The organism is Candidatus Gillettellia adelgis, assembly GCA_020541285.1.
In the GTDB taxonomy this organism is placed as follows: domain Bacteria; phylum Pseudomonadota; class Gammaproteobacteria; order Enterobacterales; family Enterobacteriaceae; genus Gillettellia; species Gillettellia adelgis.
The window spans coordinates 1,267,880-1,285,513 of sequence record CP047043.1; the positions used below are offsets into that span (position 1 = coordinate 1,267,880).

The window sequence follows — 17,634 nt, forward strand, 5'->3', positions numbered from 1 at the left end:
ATCTTTCTAACATATTGATTCAGATTTATTCAGAAGGACTTTCGCATGAACATAAGCAGTTTTATTCTCGCATGCATACGCTGTTACATTTTAAAATATAAACCTATGATCATACAATCAGTAATCTCTCAAGAACTGACTGAAATAAATATATACTAAACTACTCACTTAACCTAAAGAATTACATTGATTTCTTCTAAATATTCACTTTAACCAGTTGCTAGAATTAATAAGATTATTCATATATATTACTGAAAGCGTGATAAATACATACCATACCTAGTTAATAAACAATTTTAAAACTAGTGTTTTCTAGTTATTGGATGGTTTGATTTAGAGTGCGCCAGAGCTACGCTAAACCTACCCATGCAGTATGAAAGATGACTAATAAGGTCTATTATAAGTGCATTATACACATAAAGTACTGCTGGCATGCTGTACTTTATTGAACAAATAATGAACATCAAGAGATGTGTGATTAAATTATCAACAACGCTGTTGTATGCTTGAGAGCCAGAAACCCACATACGCAGTATTTAACTATATGCGCTATCATCCGTTAGCATATAAGCCTTTATCTATTACCAAACAACACCAGATCATACTGACCACATAATAATTCAGTAAGTCCAAAAGGTCTTGCTATTTTATTAAAATTAAATCACTTAATTATCTCGGTGTTAGTCCAAGTAGACCATATCTTGTTTACTAATGTAAATAACATGATAAAATCTTTTACGACGTTCCCGTAGAATCTGTAGTCATTTAAAATTTAAAACGTGCAATTAAGCTGCATAATATTTATATTAAACATATTAGATTTAGCGTAGCTAATATATTATACTCATTAAAAAACAAGTTACATATGCGTTAGCTTCACTAAATTACGTACGTTATTCACTAATATGTATTTATTTAAATCGCCAGAACTCTGGTTATCCTTGTGCTATAACTATTTAGAGTATATCTCAATATATTGCTAGCACCATAATACATCATTCCCTCAAATAGAGGTCTCTAAATTAGCCTTAACAACGTCACTCAGAAATTAGCAATCTATAAAAATTTAAGTTATTATGTAATTTTCTGGAGGATAAACATGTCTCGAGTCTGCCAAGTTACTGGAAAGCGCCAGGCGAGTGGTAATAACCGCTCCCATGCAATGAACGCAACTAAACGCCATTTTCTTCCTAATCTGCATTCACATCGTTTTTGGATTGAGGATAAGAAACGTTTTATAACTCTACGTGTATCTGCTAAAGGTATGCGTATTATCGACAAAAAAGGCATCAATAAAGTCTTAGAAAATCTGTATGTCCATATTTAAACGTAATTAAGGGAGTATATCATGGCAAAAAGCGTTCGCGAAAAAATTAAACTAATTTCTTCTGCTGGTACCGGTCATTTCTATACTAGCACAAAAAATAAGCGTATTAAGTCAGAAAAATTAGAACTAAAAAAGTTTGACCCTGTTGTCCGAAAACATGTTTTCTACAAAGAAGATAAAATTAAGTAATTTTAGAAAACATATACAATATGCAAACTTAGCTTACCATTTCTTCAACAATAGATAGAAGAAAATAGAAAGCACTAACTGACTAAGCATATAAACATTGCAACTGGCAGAGACAATTTTAGAGATTGTTCACTCGATTATCAAGGCAGTATAACATACTATGGAAAATCGTTTACATTAACGAAAACCTATGCGGCCATTAATACTCATCGAATAACTAGTACATTGTAAATCGCCGTATAAATTTGTAAGTAATTAAACGATAATACAGCTGCAACACTGCTAACCTGGTTTCTTTAGCATACTATGAGTATAGTATGCTGTATACTTCGAAGTACATATAGAACATAGATAAACAATACTTTTAATAGATTCAGGATACATAGTATTTCTCAATACGTCTACCTCAATTCACTCACATGATATATCGTTATACATTTTATATTACATCACTTAACAAGTGAGACCTTACTTAAGCCTAACTTAATATATACAAAAGCAGCCATATAGATTGTTAGTATCTACGTTAATGAATGTTATTGAGTGTGAGAGTCACGCTCAATGGCTAAGGAGCTTTTTTATAAACAAGCAAAAGTAGTTTTCTATAAGTATCGTAGACGTTCTATCGAGAATAGTAAGATGCTGCTTAGCAATCTAAAAGCCAACGTTCCTGGGATATCTTATTAAGATATTTCGAGTATATCAGAAAATGATACGTTTTTCCATGATTATATTCACTCAATCAAATAGAAATACTGCAAGTAACATCAGAGGTTTCTTCTGATATTACTGTAATCAGCTACTATTAAGAAGCAAGTTTTTTTATCAAAGCTTGGATAATTACATCTGGTAAAAAAGGCGTAGTGTCACCGCCATGATAGGCTACTTCTTTGACTAGTGAAGAAGAGACAAATGACCACTCTCTAGATGACATGAGAAATACGCTTTCCAAAGTTGGCATTAAATTCCGATTCATATTTGCTAACTGCAGTTCGTATTCAAAATCAGATATTGTACGTAAACCACGTACTAAGATCGTAGCATTATGATGTGTAGCAACATGTGTTATTAATCCAGTATAACCTAATACTTCTACATTATCCAAATGTGAAGTCACTTGGATAGCCAATGCAACTCGTTCACTCAAACTAAATAATAATTTTTTTTTGAGCTAGCAGCAATCGCTAAAAACACATGATTAAATATCAACGACGCACGAGTTACTAAATCCAAATGACCATTAGTTATGGGATCGAAGGTTCCAGGATAAATAGCTGTATGACTCATTGTTCATTGTTCTAAGTAATGATGATCTAATGTCCATAATATAGCATATTTATTAAAAGTATATTGCGCGTTGATCATAGCTAATAAGAACCCCTGCTTACCATCTAAAAAACCGGCGTGCAGCAACCAGGTCCTACAGAACGCGCCTAGCGAATGAATTAATATTGAAAGGTAATGGCAATGTTTGCCAACTTGGTGGTTCTGATGAGCCCACTCTGCAGCATATTTCAGTTGTTTACGTTGAAAGGCAAGAAAATCGCGGCAAGATAGATGCAAGAGCTCGCCACTAAGCGCAACAACATTTGCACCCTTAATATTAAGGGACTCATGCACTAGATTATTATTATAGCAATAACTATGCTTGGCGTATAAACGATTCACCCGATCTGGATACCAACCGCTATATCGCATAAAGCGACCGAGAAACCAATTATGACGTTTACAACTGTAAACAGTACTATTTCCTGGTGCCACTAAAACCTGCTCAATAGATTTTCGTAATTTAGGTGTTATACGTTCATCAGCATCAATCATTAAAATATAGTCATAACAGGCATACTGTTGTGCTAACTGGCGTTGCTTACCAAAACCCTGCCAATTAGCATGCAGAAATACTTTTGCACCCATATTTTTAGCAATCGCAACACTATTATCCTGACTGCCCGAATCTAATACTATAATTTCATCAGCCCAGGCCGCCGAATGTATGCAATCTGGCAACACTTCAGCCACGTTTTTAGCAATGATTACTACCGATAGACTTTTACGATTGTTCATTTACTATCTCCTAGGCGGTAGATATGGGGTTAATAGTTGTAGTAAGCACTGTAACGCACCTTGATTTTTATATAAAACATCTACTGCATGACAACCATAGTCACGACGATAATCTTCATTGGTTAGGAGACTGTCTACTGCATTAATCAAGGAATCTGTGTCGAACACAGTAATCAACCCTTTTTCTTTCGACAACTTCGTACAAATATCATGAAAGTTGAAGGTATTCGGACCCATTAAAACTGGGATAGCATGCACTGCAGCTTCCAACGGATTATGGCCACCGTGTTTAACTAAACTACCGCCCACAAAAGCTAGATCAGCGATGCCGTATAGCAACATGAGTTCACCTATAGTATCTCCGATCACAATGTGCGTATTCATCGAAGGAATCGCGCCGCTACTACGCATTATATAGTTAAAACCGGCTTTATTGACTAGTTTTTTAGTAGTCATAAAACGTTCTGGATGGCGAGGTACCAAAATAAGCAATAAATCAGGATATTTTTCCAGCAGTTTTCTTTGAGCTGTTAATACAATATTCTCTTCACCATTATGGGTACTCGTAGCGATCCAAACTGGACGATGTAATACCCATTGACGTCTAAGAGAAATAATACGCGAAGCCATTTCCATCGTAATAGAAACATGAAATTTCAGGCTACCCATCATAGTTAACTGAGAACTCTGTAAACCAAGTTCAATGAATCGATTACCATCTTCTTGATTCTGTACAGCAATTAACGTAATATGATTCAGCATATTGCGAATAAAGCTACCGATTTTTTTATAGCCTGCCGCAGAACGTGCTGAGAGACGTGCGTTAGCAATGACCAAAGGAATTCGGCGTTGGTGCAACGCATTAATTAGATTTGGCCATAATTCAGTCTCCATAATAATCATTAGCGTAGGATCTACCTGATCAAGAAAACGGTTTATAGAACTGCGTAAATCGTAAGGCAGATAAACATGATATATATCTTTACCAAACGTGGACTGCACGCACTCTGAACCTGCGGGAGTGATGGTAGTTACAGTGATTGGTAAATATGGATAGCGGCAGCGCAAGGCTTTTACTACAGGAATAACGGCTAATGTTTCACCTATAGAAACTGCATGCACCACAATGCTTCCAGAAATGACTTTTCCGTTACAGTATCCGTAACGCTCTGCCCATCGTTTACGATAAGCAGGCATTCTATAGCTACGCAGTAGAAGCCGTAAAAAAAGCACGGGTTGAATCAGGTACATCAATACCTGATAAAAATAGAATAACACTCTATCAATTATATTTATATAGCGTCTCAGAAGCATACCATAATTAAAAGGCATCCTAGTTTAGGATCTTAGTTAATTTGAAGATCACTAATGAAAAATACTCTTAATAATACTCACTGTGCTTCAACTGGGAAGAAAATCAGATAGCCTAATACTATGCTCTTTATAAATAAAGACTCTATTGTATCTTAAAATATTTCAATATGTACTAAAAATTTTTATGAGAAGTATGACCAGACAATATTATCTAATATAAATACATCAGTCTTATTAAATACTTAGCTATAAGACTGTATACCAGTAAATTTCTTACAAAATACAAAATAAAATTACACTTCCATTCTACTCATATCATCCCTATTATTATATTGAAATAGTCAATCGCGGTTCTATGATCTGGAGTCAACTAAAGATAAATATTTATCTAACACTCTCTCGTGATTAAAGCGACTATACATCTCTGTAGTAATCTGAATTGGAGTGTGCCAGGCTAAACGCATTTTCTCGGCGAGTGACGGCACGTTCATTTCTGATATATAAGATGCTAGTTTGCCAGACATAATCTCTACGATACCACCTGGGCAAGCAGTACTGACAATGGAAACATGACAAATCAATGCTTCGATCAAAACGGTGGATAACCCTTCACTATCAGAACTTAGCACTACCATTTTAGCACCTTTAATAATCGGAAACGGATTTGCTTGGAAACCAGCAAGAAAAACTTTATCTTGCAAATTAAGCACAGCTATTTTTAATCGGATAGCTTCTGTAACAGCTAGTTTACCCTGACCAATAAGTATCAGGTTGATCGGCAGAGATGCAAGAGCAAAAGCTTCTAGCAGACGATGATGGCATTTTACCTGATGAAAACGTCCAACATGTAACATATAATCCTGATCATGAAAGGGATTGAACTCCATAGCACGATGCTGTATTTCATTAATATTAAATGGATTGTAAATGGTAATGCATTTACTGGGGTTTATTTTAATATACTTTAATAAATCAACCGCAATAGCTTCGGACACTGTAATAATGTTACAGTTTTTATATATTTTTTGTAGTTTTTTTTGTTTAAGCCAACGTGTAAATCCTGATTTATTTCCGAGATAAGTGCAGGAAAACATACTATGGATACAGTACCAAAGATTGCAGGATTTCAAGATCCTAGAACGAGCTACAATACGATCCGTTTTATGTAAATTAGAAATAACTAAGCAAGGTTTTCCATATTCAGTAAATAAATTTGACACTTGACGATCTAAAGAGGCTGCACGCCGGGCTAGCTCATTAATATTATGAAACATTCCTTTATTATCATCATGATCAACGATATATTTTACTTGATCAGGAATTGGGTAACTTAGGTGCTTGCTAAGAGACATCAAAGTCACCGCATAACCGCGCTGAATCATCCCCTTGGCGAGTGTCAAAGTTATATTCTCGGCACCTCCAGCACGTAATCCATCAATAATAAGCAAAATATGTTTTTTTATCATTTTAAAAGCCTATCATAAAGATTAACTAATTTTTTAGAAAGAAGCCGATTGTTATATGGTAAGATAGTGATACGAGCTGATTCTCCCATAGCCGATCCTAATGCCTGATTCGGCAAATCCACAATTGCTTTGCGGATCGCTAGAATATCCAGAGCATCAGTAACAAAACCATTCTGGCCCGGTACGATAAACTCAGCACCACCGCAGGTCGAACTAGTGATTACCGGAAGGCCACAAGACATCGCTTCCAGAATTACATTAGGAAATGGGTCATATAATGTCGGTAGCAGAAGTGCATCTGCCGCCTGATAAAATGGTAAAATCTCCTTTTGCAGGCCAAAAAAATACACGCGATGGCTACACCCTAACGACCTTGCTAATGCTCGATATCGCGTCTCTGCTTTATCCCTACCAACTACTAAGAGATAACTATCCGTAGCTGATACAGCACTTATAGCCGCAGTTAATCCTTTACGCTCAAAACCTGAACCAACAAAGACTAAGCAGTGCGCCCGCTGTGGAATAGAATATTGATCGCGTAATAGTTGCCGCTGTTCTGTGTTGGTAGGTAAGAATTTTTTGTGATCAATAACATTATAAATTACTGTAATTTTATCAGATTGCACACTGAAATCTTCAATAATTTCTTGTTTGATCATCTCGGAATTACAGATGATAGACTTTAGCTTAGGCGAAGCATACATCGTGCGCTCAGTGTGCATCACGTAGCGATGATAGCGATTCAAGAATAACCATTTACGGCGCCAGCCAGGTAAGAGGCGAGTACGTTGCAGCAACCAGCGCCGATGCACACCATCACCAGCACGATAAATATCACATCCAGGAATACGTTCATGACTTTGTACTAAATCAAATTTTTCTTTATTCCACACAATTTTGGCTGTCTTAGCAAAGCCCCATTCACGGCTAATTCGCCCAATCTTTATGGGATTACACAAATGAATATGCCGATTAGACGTGATTCTATCACTCCATTCCCGAGTGATAATATTTAAATTAAGGTTCTGTTGTTCTAATGCTTCTAAAGTATGTAAAACAAAACGCTCTGCTCCACCATCTGGGCGGTATTTTTTGCAAACAATTGCTAAACGATATGACTGCATACTCGCTCACTCCGCACGACCTCAATCACACAATCTATAGGAGTAAGATTGAAAAATGTTCTTATTACTGATTTTTAATATCATGTATGTACATCCAATCACTACACTCTCCTGACTTTATTGCCTAATCGATCACCTGCCTGTTCATGAGATCCGCGGTTTTAATGACTTGCATAACGCAATGCATGAATTTTATAGATCAACATTTATATATATTACTACGACGTCTACACAGACAAACAATTTTGGTATGATCAATCAGCGTAACATTCGAACATTCACTCTCAACTAGTGCAGACGGTTAACTACAGTAAAAAACTCCGCTATACATTTACTGTGGCTTTTACTGAAAATAAGAACAGAGTTATGGCTAATAAATAATCTGCAGCCTAATGCGTATAAGATGTTCTGTGATCTTTTTGTATACAGTGTTTACAGACAATCAACGTAAGATATACTACACTAAAACGTCACTATCGATTATACAATACTAAGTCAGCACCTACACGCTGAATGACTAATCATGAAGTACATGATGAATTGTTATGCATTCACTGAATACCAAAAATTTTCAACAAAGTAACCACAATATCTTCTATTCAAAAATATTCTATGAGTCTAAAAAACTTACGGGTATTAGTTAAACATAATAATTATACTAACAGAGCTAGGATGTTTAGAGACCGTTAAGCCACGTCAAACAAATATATTAATAAAATTAATTAGTATAGTGCTACACTACTCATGTACTAAATTATATAAAATTATAGCTATATACCTGAGCTCGGTACAATAGGGTTGTTATTATGGCGCCAGTGTGCTAAGTAGTTTTTCTCCTGACCGTCAATGATAAATACAATAATCCGTGCTAACTGACTTACTAATATCTTATAATTTTCTGATATAGCACTGTATCTATTTTGTAACTGTAAGTAACTCTTTTATAAACTACGTATGATCAAAGTAATCAATAGCACTACACGATAGTCGTGATGTTTAACGCTTAAAATACACTGATGTGTACATATCAGTTATCAAGATCAATGCATTATTCATTATAAGTGACTTAAAATAACTAATCTAATACTCTCAACACCCCAAATACTTGTGATGCTATCATGGCGCTTGTCTTTTGTCAGACAGACAGATAATTTTTTCAACATTATCGAAGCTAGCCAGAGAGTTTCTCTAATACATTACATATGAAATTTATGATTTATTATGCAATAAATATTTAAGATTTTGTAAATAAGCGATACACATATCATCAACAAAAATATACTCACCACCGATAAAAATCACATCTGTATCTTTGTCATTTCAGATACCGCGACAGGAGAGAAGATGATTGTCTATCTACTATTATTGTGTTCATTGCTATACATTATAATCGTGACGTGATTATTTACACTCTTTTCTAATAACATGAATCGTTTGCGTATTAGAACTACGCAGAACATCTCTAGTACTGTTGGGTTACACTTGAAATAAAGTTAAATAGCTATGTGCACATAGCATGCTGTATTGATTAATAATCTAAGAAATTATCTTCTTACAACTATATAAGTTATTATCAACTAAATGAATCTAATATCAAATATTTACTACACTTGATAAGTAAAAGAGAATCATTATATTGCGACGATTTTGTTTACTATAAAAACTATTCAGTATAACTTATTACTATTATTCGAAACCCCTACATATGTTCATAGAAGTTCATAAAATGAACGAGAGAGTTAAAAGAATACGGTCATCCTATTTATTAATGACCTTGTACGCGACATAACGAACACAATTGGTAGATTACCCGATGCTAACTGGAGGGAATCGTAAATCATAAAAATTATTGATAGTTGTATGTTTTTAAAATTATAGCGTCGCTCAGCGTTCACAAGACAGCTATAAACAGCACCGTAATTCATAATCACCGCGCACGCAATAGTGATAATCGCGGCATTTTACTAAAATTACACAATGTACTGAATCATGAAGGTGTCTCGTTTCTTGATCCAAGGGTTATTACTATATAAAAGTCTGTAAAACTGGACAATAGTCATGAATCTTTAATAGTCATAAATCTTTAGTATCACTTTCGTCCTCTACCCAGCCATATCTGGGTCTAATAAAACACTGTAGTTAATAATGTAGAAAAAATCAGTAGCAACTATTTCGCTTTAATAAAGACGTTTTAGCAAGAAATACGCCACTTCTTCAGCGAAAGATAATCAATATTGTTTTAAAGTATCATGCATTATTAACGATAAATTCTAGAATTTAAAAAACACTACGTTAAATTAATCATGTGTATACTCGACAATATTTATATTGCATGTGCGTTAATTTTTATATATCTCATTACTAACTTTACAAGCTATATAAGAAATCAATAAATTTTATTCCTTAAATTTTATATGAAATCTCTAGATAGTACTGCTTGGTTATTGATGAATAGCATAATGTTTCAAGACTCTTGTCTCTGCATTGCAATCCTAACGAATATAGGTTGATATTTATGGATAAACCTGCATTTCTTATAACAATTGATACCGAAGGCGATAATTTATGGCAAAACAATGACAATATTGCTACTAAAAATACACATTTTCTACCGCGTTTTCAAGCTCTATGTGAAAAATATGCCTTCAAACCAGTTTATCTTACTAACTATGAAATGGCACTAGATCCAGCCTATGTAGAGTTTGCCTGTCATGTAATCTCTCGTAATGCCGGCGAGGTAGGTATGCATTTGCACGCCTGGAATAGCCCGCCATTAACTCCATTAACCGATGATGATTATCGGCATAAGCCGTATTTAATTGAATATCCTAATAATCAAATGCATGAAAAAGTCGATTATATGACTAAACTTCTAGAAGACACTTTTCAAACAAGAATACTTAGCCATCGCGCTGGGCGCTGGGCCTTTAATGAATACTATGCATCGTTACTGTTAGAATATGGTTATCAAGTAGATTGCTCTGTTACACCAGGCGTTAATTGGCAGTACTCGTTAGGAAGTCCACAAGGAAAAGGCGGCACAGACTATCGTTATTTCCCATCTCAGTCCTATTTTATCGATCCAAAAAACATTGCCCAACCAGGGTTGTCCACATTATTAGAGATTCCAATGAGTATCAAATACAAACATTCGACACTAATCAACACTTTCAAAACAAGCTATTATAAGCTACGTGGCCAGTGTCACTCACTGTCGGTAAGCTGGCTTCGGCCAAGTCGGAAGAACTTATATCAGATGAAAAAAATCATTGATTTTTCATTGGCAGAAGGACATGACTACCTAGAATTTATGTTACATTCTCCTGAGTTTATGCCTGGGGGAAGCCCAACATTTATAACAAAAAAAGATATTGAAGTACTTTATTTAGATTTAGAGAAATTATTTTTTTGGTTGAAAAAGCTAGTGATAGGCAAAACTCTTTCAGAATTTTATTTAGATAAAATTATGCATAATGAGAAAAATTAGGGAAAATACCAAATGCCTCATACTTTACGTCTACCACGATTTCTATCTAGAAAAATATTATCCTAATAAATAAAATGCTTGATATCATCAAATATAATAGTATTTTGGTTGTGCATTTATAGTATGCAATTATGATACTTTTAGCTCACTTGTATGATTTAGTAGAATACTGCATGTTCGATTTCATTTACTGTAATTTTTTTAAATTTTATATCTAATTTACTTAATCGACATTCTAACTTCTTTTAGGAGTTATATATGAATTTTATTATATTTTTATTATATCTTGAGAGTATTTCGCTGAAGAAGTGGCGTATTTCTTGCTAAAACGTCTTTATTAAAGCGAAATAGTTGCTACTGATTTTTTCTACATTATTAACTACAGTGTTTTATTAGACCCAGATATGGCTGGGTAGAGGACGAAAGTGATACTAAAGATTTATGACTATTAAAGATTCATGACTATTGTCCAGTTTTACAGACTTTTATATAGTAATAACCTTTGGATCAAGAAACGAGACACCTTCTATATGATTCAGTACATTGTGTAATTTTAGTAAAATGCCGCGATTATCACTATTGCGTGCGCGGTGATTATGAATTACGGTGCTGTTTATAGCTGTCTTGTGAACGCTGAGCGACGCTATAATTTTAAAAACATACAACTATCAATAATTTTTATGATTTACGGTTCCCTCCAGTTAGCATCGGGTAATCTACCAATTGTGTTCGTTATGTCGCGTACAAGGTCATTAATAAATAGGATGACCGTATTCTTTTAACTCTCTCGTTCATTTTATGAACTTCTATGAACATATGTAGGGGTTTCGAATAATAGTAATAAGTTATACTGAATAGTTTTTATAGTAAACAAAATCGTCGCAATATAATGATTCTCTTTTACTTATCAAGTGTAGTAAATATTTGATATTAGATTCATTTAGTTGATAATAACTTATATAGTTGTAAGAAGATAATTTCTTAGATTATTAATCAATACAGCATGCTATGTGCACATAGCTATTTAACTTTATTTCAAGTGTAACCCAACAGTACTAGAGATGTTCTGCGTAGTTCTAATACGCAAACGATTCATGTTATTAGAAAAGAGTGTAAATAATCACGTCACGATTATAATGTATAGCAATGAACACAATAATAGTAGATAGACAATCATCTTCTCTCCTGTCGCGGTATCTGAAATGACAAAGATACAGATGTGATTTTTATCGGTGGTGAGTATATTTTTGTTGATGATATGTGTATCGCTTATTTACAAAATCTTAAATATTTATTTGATCATAAATAATAAAAAACTATAGACATATTAATGGCGCTTCTTTTATTAACGTCACCACATTAAGTACTATTAATAAATGACTTCTTAATAAATTCTACTAATTAATCTGTTAAGAATTAGCAAAGTTCTCTAATGATATTGCTCTTAGTCATACAGCTCATTTACAATTTTGAAGCTATTTTATATCTAACATTATCAGACATAACCTAAATCAGCCCCTCTTTTTTATCATTTATCACATTAAGAATGTCGCACCGCTACTAATAGTTAGTTGCATGTATATATCTCCGTAAGATTACTTAATTAATCAGTCAAGTATTTATTTAAACCTAAGCAACGGACAGATACAGAGCTTTATACACTCAAAGCAATCATAATAATAGAGGATTATCTAACTAACTTGACGATATTAGGCATGACTGGTTTGAAGACATTTTACTATCGAGAATATAATAACTAAGATTACACAACCTATGATAATGCTCACACTCAATAAGATGCTAGCTGTACAGTTGCACACTGTAATGAAAAAATTCTTTTCTAACATTTGGTAAGATATTTATTACTAAATTACTGCCAATTAGAAACATATTTCCCCACCCTGATGCCGATACCAAAAAAGACACTGTATATAAAAACGCATCGAGCAAATACGACTTGCTGCTAAGGTGTAATGCGAGTACTACAATACAGTGATGGTAGTTTCTCTATGCAGATCTCTATAGCTAGGAGAGTTTCCGTTCTATATAACACAATGCCGATGACTATATACCAACGTATAATGATCAAGTAGCAGAGTAATATTCTGCTAGTTCGCGGAATCATAATACACTCGTGTCAATCAAGGTTTCCGATGTTCTATCTCTCTCGAATCTAGAAAGAGATAGAACTTTTCAGTAAAATCAAATAATCCAGCACGTCTTATGAAATAGTTTTGATAAAGCAGCAACTTGTTTGCATTTCATTGTCGTAAGCGGAAAATTAAACAGATAGTGCTGGCTTACACCCTTAAGTAAACATCGCATTATACAATATTTTATCGCTACTCCTCCAGGCTATAAAAATCATAATCAAGTTAACGGAATGTGACTAAGCGCTTTTTAATAAAAATACACAGTCCAAAAAAACGATTAATCTAACGCACTTATTTTAGTCTAAAAATAATAAACAATCAGAGGACTACAAAAGCAGTGAAGATCACTTACACTCTCTGTTCTACCACAATACAGGCATATTGATACCAAAACTCTTTCATCATTTAACAACCAACGCCATTATTAATTAATAATGGAGGTACTTTGATCACTATCCCATAAATTGTGATATATCTAACAAGAATCACATGTGTAAAGAAACTTCAGTAAAATACAGTTAATGTCAGAACGCAATAATCGCTACTACAATCTAAAACGATTGAAAATAACAGTACTTAAAGCCTATAATATATATTATACTAAATAGATATATGTTTATGACCGTCAACTAGGTGCATTTATCTACGGTAGGCGTTCTCTTACTATATAGAGAACATGACGACAAACCTAAAATACCTCTAATGATGATTTTAAAACAGGTAATCTCGGCTTTTTTGCTCTATATTAATTCTTAAATAAAACTATTCATCAACCAATGCGTAATCTCCATATATTACATCACTAGACGACAATGATATTATTGAATAGATAGCTCAAGCGCTCAGCAAAAACAAGCGCTATTTTATGAGGCAGTAATTACATGATATACTAGTTATATCACATGATTAATCCTATAAAAAGGACTACTGATACTCTAAGGCGCAAGCAAAGCTTAAACAATTGCCGAAAGATAATCATAACAGTCAGGGAACAAAAGCATTGTTTTCCTATCATATATTCTAAAGTACTAGCGAAAAAATCTGCGAAGCTAGAACTATAGTGTTTATACTCATGCAAAACTTAAAGTTTGCAGTGGCGGGCGCGCTGCATGACATAATCTACCATCTGAGTAAATAAGCGAGCAATTATTAATCAAAATAATATGAAGCACTTGATTTTTTAAAACGCGAATTTCATTTTTTCACCTAGCACAACTAATTACGGTCTATGCGACCAATTTTACCACTACAAACATGTTTATCACCTATATCTTAGACAACCTATACATGACTTAACAATGGAATAACTGTTATACACATCCATGTCAAACTGAAATGCTATTACTTATCCAAGATACTGCATATTTTATTAGTACATCCTATTATAACAATAATAGAACATACCGCTTAGATTACATCTAACATGTATATTCATCTAGAACAAAAAGAGCTATATCAGAAAATATGAGCACCGAATTGATCGTAAAACAACTTATTAAAAATTTTATAAACCCTTTACACATCACTATAGCTAATAAAAAATTCATGCTGCAATCTATAACGCTCACAACAGAGCTATAATATTTTGCGTAAAATGCACGTAAAAAATTTATATTTTAATGAACTATATAATATACGCGCAGTACCTGTAGTGATTGAACACGTCCAAGATTATTATATATTGCTTAACATTATACATACCACCTTCATTGTCTAAAAAAACTAGCTTAAAGCTTATATCTTCCGCCAAAAATTAATAACTATCAATCCAGAACACCGTAATACTTGGCCTATGCAAATAAAATGCTGGACATTCAACTCTGCACGCAACAGATGCACAAAGATGCTAGACGGGGAGTATCTGCACATTAAAAACATAACGGTGCAAGAAACAATACAATGTATGTACTAATAGCATCGTAGTGAATTAAATATGCAGCATATAACAAGAAAGCTCTTAAACTTTGGCAAAAGACTAGATGAAATCCGTGGTAGATTCTTAATACTTCAGTGTATATTTTACTTAAGAAGTGACATGATACATCTAGTAATGCGTTTAATATGATTTTGCTTTTCCTATATATGCATAGCAATTTTAGTAGCTGTTATATTAGTATAAAAAGTGATTACCGTATCGCCGCATCATATTATTTACTTATTAAGTATTAATATGAATGAATTGAGAGCATAACCAAGACATATGAATGAGCTTGCAATATTAAAGGATTAATGAAAGTATTTAAAATTTCACTAAAATACTAACCATACTCATTGTATACAAGAGCAAAAATACATTCTTACTATCTAAAAGAGCACTGAAAATTAGTAGCGTCTAACATCTACTATTAGTAGATATTTATTGATTAAAATAATAATTTTAAAAATGTATCACCGAACATCAAATAAAAATAATTTCATTAACTTATGCAATCACACGCTAGGCTTCTATCTATTTGCACCGCGAGATAGCACAATAATCGTAGTAGTGCGTTTTTTAACGCATAGTATATTACTTATGAATATTCATTAATACCAATAACTTTGTTATTATTTATATTTTATAAAACAGTAAATTATGGAAGTTTCTTATACTATAAGTGCAGCGCGTTTAACTCAAAACTCAGCGTCTGCAAACATAGTTGTTATAATTCTGCATAAAGAAAAAGTATTACGTAGAGCATATATCAAGCATCCATATAATCACTAATAATCGCATTAATCTAGCATATGACATCACTATTTCTATACCTATGATGTGAATTAACATCTTTATATCATTAGCTATAGTGATGAAAAGCAACTAAAACTATTTATAGAGATTTTAAAAATCCGACTTAAACTACTACGTAAGTATTTGCAAAATAAAATTAATTGTTAGATGCAATCGGTGTGAAATATATTGATGTTAGGTAAAAGTTAAAACATGTAGTGGGTACATTACTATACCTTACAAATTATATCGTTTAATTAAAACAGTATATTCAATGTCAAGAACAAAATGCTATTAGCAATATGTACTTATTTCTTGTTTGAATCTTTATAATACAACAAAAAATATATGTTCTATATAAGCGTCCTCCTCTTTATAGTCTGTATCTAAGTAAAGCAATTAATTTACACCTAGACCTTTAATAATACTAGACTTCTATAATATACGTTACTCACGAGCTCAACTGCTGCTCTAAATAATGAATGTTGGTGCTTCCATTTCGAAAGTTAACGTCGTTTATAATTTTTTGCTGAAACTTAATATTCGTGTTAATGCCATCAATGATTAGCTCCGCCAGTGCATTCTTCATGCGAGCTATTGCCATATTACGGTTTTCACCGTAAGTAATCAGCTTGCCAATCATAGAATCATAGTATGGTGGTACAGTATAACCGGCGTAGATATGAGACTCCCAACGGACACCGAAACCGCCTGGCGCATGGAAACGAGTGATCTTGCCTGGACTTGGTAGAAAAGTATGTGGATCCTCAGCATTAATTCGGCATTCTACAGCATGGCCGTGAATCTTCACCTCGTGCTGCTTCATTGATAACGGCATACCAGCAGCAATGCACAATTGTTCTTTGACTAAGTCTATACCAGTGATCATCTCTGTCACTGGATGTTCAACCTGAATTCGAGTGTTCATCTCAATAAAATAAAATTCGCCGTTTTCATATAAAAACTCAAAAGTACCTGCACCTCGGTATCGAATGTCCATGCAAACTTGTGAACAACGCTCGCCGATATAACGGCGTATATCGCTAGTAATACCTGGCGCTGGCGCTTCTTCTAGCACTTTCTGATACCGACGTTGCATAGAACAATCACGCTCAGCTAGGTAAATAGCGCTTCCCTGGCCATCAGATAATACCTGTATTTCAATATGGCGTGGATTCTCTAAATACTTTTCCATATACACTATATCATTATTAAAAGCTGCTTTAGCTTCTGCTTTTGTCATGTGAATAGACTGTTCAAGGTTTTGACAATTATATACCACACGCATGCCACGACCGCCGCCGCCGCCAGATGCCTTAATAATTACTGGATAACCAATACGTTTAGCAACATCGTAGTTTTTATTCATATCATCCGTTAGCGGACCATCCGAGCCAGGAATATATAGAGCTCCTGTTTTTTTCATAGCGTGGATTGCAGAAACTTTATCACCCATTAAACGGATAGTTTCTGCTTTTGGTCCAATAAAAATAAACCCCGAGCGTTCAACCTGCTCGGCGAAGTCAGGATTCTCAGAGAGAAATCCGTAACCGGGGTGAATAGCTGCCGCACCAGTAATTTCAGCAGCAGAAATAATAGCTGGAATATTTAAGTAACTTTTTACTGATAGCGCCGGACCAATACACAGGGTTTCATTAGCTAGCAATACATGTTTCAGGTCACGGTCAGCTATGGAATGCACTGCAACAGTCTTTATATCTAATTCTTTGCAAGCACGCAAAATACGCAATGCTATCTCGCCACGGTTGGCGATAACAATTTTATCGAACATAAGATACC

The 17,634-nt window shown here is 34.0% G+C and carries 8 protein-coding genes and 2 pseudogenes; 4 read left to right on the forward strand and 6 right to left on the reverse strand.

The annotated features are described in order from the left end of the window. The first annotated feature begins 1,099 nt into the window (after positions 1-1,099). Together rpmB and rpmG are read left to right on the forward strand one after the other, a co-directional pair. Positions 1,100-1,327: a 50S ribosomal protein L28 gene (gene rpmB, locus GIY03_RS03055; RefSeq protein WP_457913654.1), complete on the forward strand. Its 228-nt coding sequence runs from the start codon at positions 1,100-1,102 to the stop codon at positions 1,325-1,327. 21 nt (positions 1,328-1,348) lie between these two features. Continuing rightward, positions 1,349-1,516 carry a 50S ribosomal protein L33 gene (gene rpmG / locus GIY03_RS03060; RefSeq protein ID WP_457913655.1) on the forward strand — a complete coding sequence of 56 codons (168 nt, stop codon included), beginning with the start codon at positions 1,349-1,351 and terminating at the stop codon, positions 1,514-1,516. A gap of 805 nt (positions 1,517-2,321) precedes the next feature. Here the strand turns inward: rpmG and coaD are convergent. The 5 genes and pseudogenes from coaD to GIY03_RS03085 all read right to left on the reverse strand — a co-directional run bounded on the left by coaD (position 2,322) and on the right by GIY03_RS03085 (position 7,484). Continuing rightward, positions 2,322-2,803 (reverse strand): annotated as a pseudogene (gene coaD / locus GIY03_RS03065) (pantetheine-phosphate adenylyltransferase). Positions 2,804-2,806: 3 nt separating this feature from the next. Further along, a complete protein-coding gene (locus GIY03_RS03070; RefSeq protein WP_457913656.1) occupies positions 2,807-3,580 on the reverse strand; it encodes a glycosyltransferase family 2 protein in 774 nt (257 codons plus the stop codon). 3 nt (positions 3,581-3,583) lie between these two features. After that, the gene (waaA, locus tag GIY03_RS03075) at positions 3,584-4,858 is read right to left on the reverse strand and encodes a lipid IV(A) 3-deoxy-D-manno-octulosonic acid transferase (RefSeq protein WP_457913985.1); all 1,275 of its coding nucleotides are present in this window, start codon (positions 4,856-4,858) and stop codon (positions 3,584-3,586) included. A gap of 389 nt (positions 4,859-5,247) precedes the next feature. Then, positions 5,248-6,357, reverse strand: a complete 1,110-nt coding sequence (locus GIY03_RS03080; protein ID WP_457913986.1) for a glycosyltransferase — start codon at positions 6,355-6,357, stop codon at positions 5,248-5,250. Then, entirely contained in the window at positions 6,357-7,484 is a 1,128-nt protein-coding gene (locus GIY03_RS03085; RefSeq protein WP_457913657.1) for a glycosyltransferase family 4 protein, read from the reverse strand. The genes GIY03_RS03080 and GIY03_RS03085 overlap by 1 nt, the downstream gene beginning before the upstream one ends. Before the next feature lie 2,515 nt (positions 7,485-9,999). Between GIY03_RS03085 and GIY03_RS03090 the strand changes: the two genes are divergently transcribed. Together GIY03_RS03090 and GIY03_RS03095 are read left to right on the forward strand one after the other, a co-directional pair. Next, the gene (locus GIY03_RS03090) at positions 10,000-10,971 is read left to right on the forward strand and encodes a deacetylase (RefSeq protein ID WP_457913658.1); all 972 of its coding nucleotides are present in this window, start codon (positions 10,000-10,002) and stop codon (positions 10,969-10,971) included. A gap of 3,726 nt (positions 10,972-14,697) precedes the next feature. After that, a pseudogene (locus tag GIY03_RS03095) lies at positions 14,698-14,841 on the forward strand (hypothetical protein); the annotation flags it as partial. Positions 14,842-16,285: 1,444 nt separating this feature from the next. On the opposite strand, the gene accC reads toward GIY03_RS03095, so the two are convergent. Then, complete coding sequence (gene accC, locus GIY03_RS03100) at positions 16,286-17,626, reverse strand: acetyl-CoA carboxylase biotin carboxylase subunit (RefSeq protein ID WP_457913659.1); 1,341 nt, start codon at positions 17,624-17,626, stop codon at positions 16,286-16,288. Positions 17,627-17,634: the final 8 nt, after the last annotated feature.

Coding starts and splice junctions, on each gene's coding strand:
- rpmB (WP_457913654.1), top strand. CDS start 1,100: ATGTCTCGAGTCTGCCAAGTTACTGGAAAGCGCCAGGCGAGTGGTAAT.
- rpmG (WP_457913655.1), top strand. CDS start 1,349: ATGGCAAAAAGCGTTCGCGAAAAAATTAAACTAATTTCTTCTGCTGGT.
- GIY03_RS03070 (WP_457913656.1), bottom strand. CDS start 3,580: ATGAACAATCGTAAAAGTCTATCGGTAGTAATCATTGCTAAAAACGTG.
- GIY03_RS03085 (WP_457913657.1), bottom strand. CDS start 7,484: ATGCAGTCATATCGTTTAGCAATTGTTTGCAAAAAATACCGCCCAGAT.
- GIY03_RS03090 (WP_457913658.1), top strand. CDS start 10,000: ATGGATAAACCTGCATTTCTTATAACAATTGATACCGAAGGCGATAAT.
- accC (WP_457913659.1), bottom strand. CDS start 17,626: ATGTTCGATAAAATTGTTATCGCCAACCGTGGCGAGATAGCATTGCGT.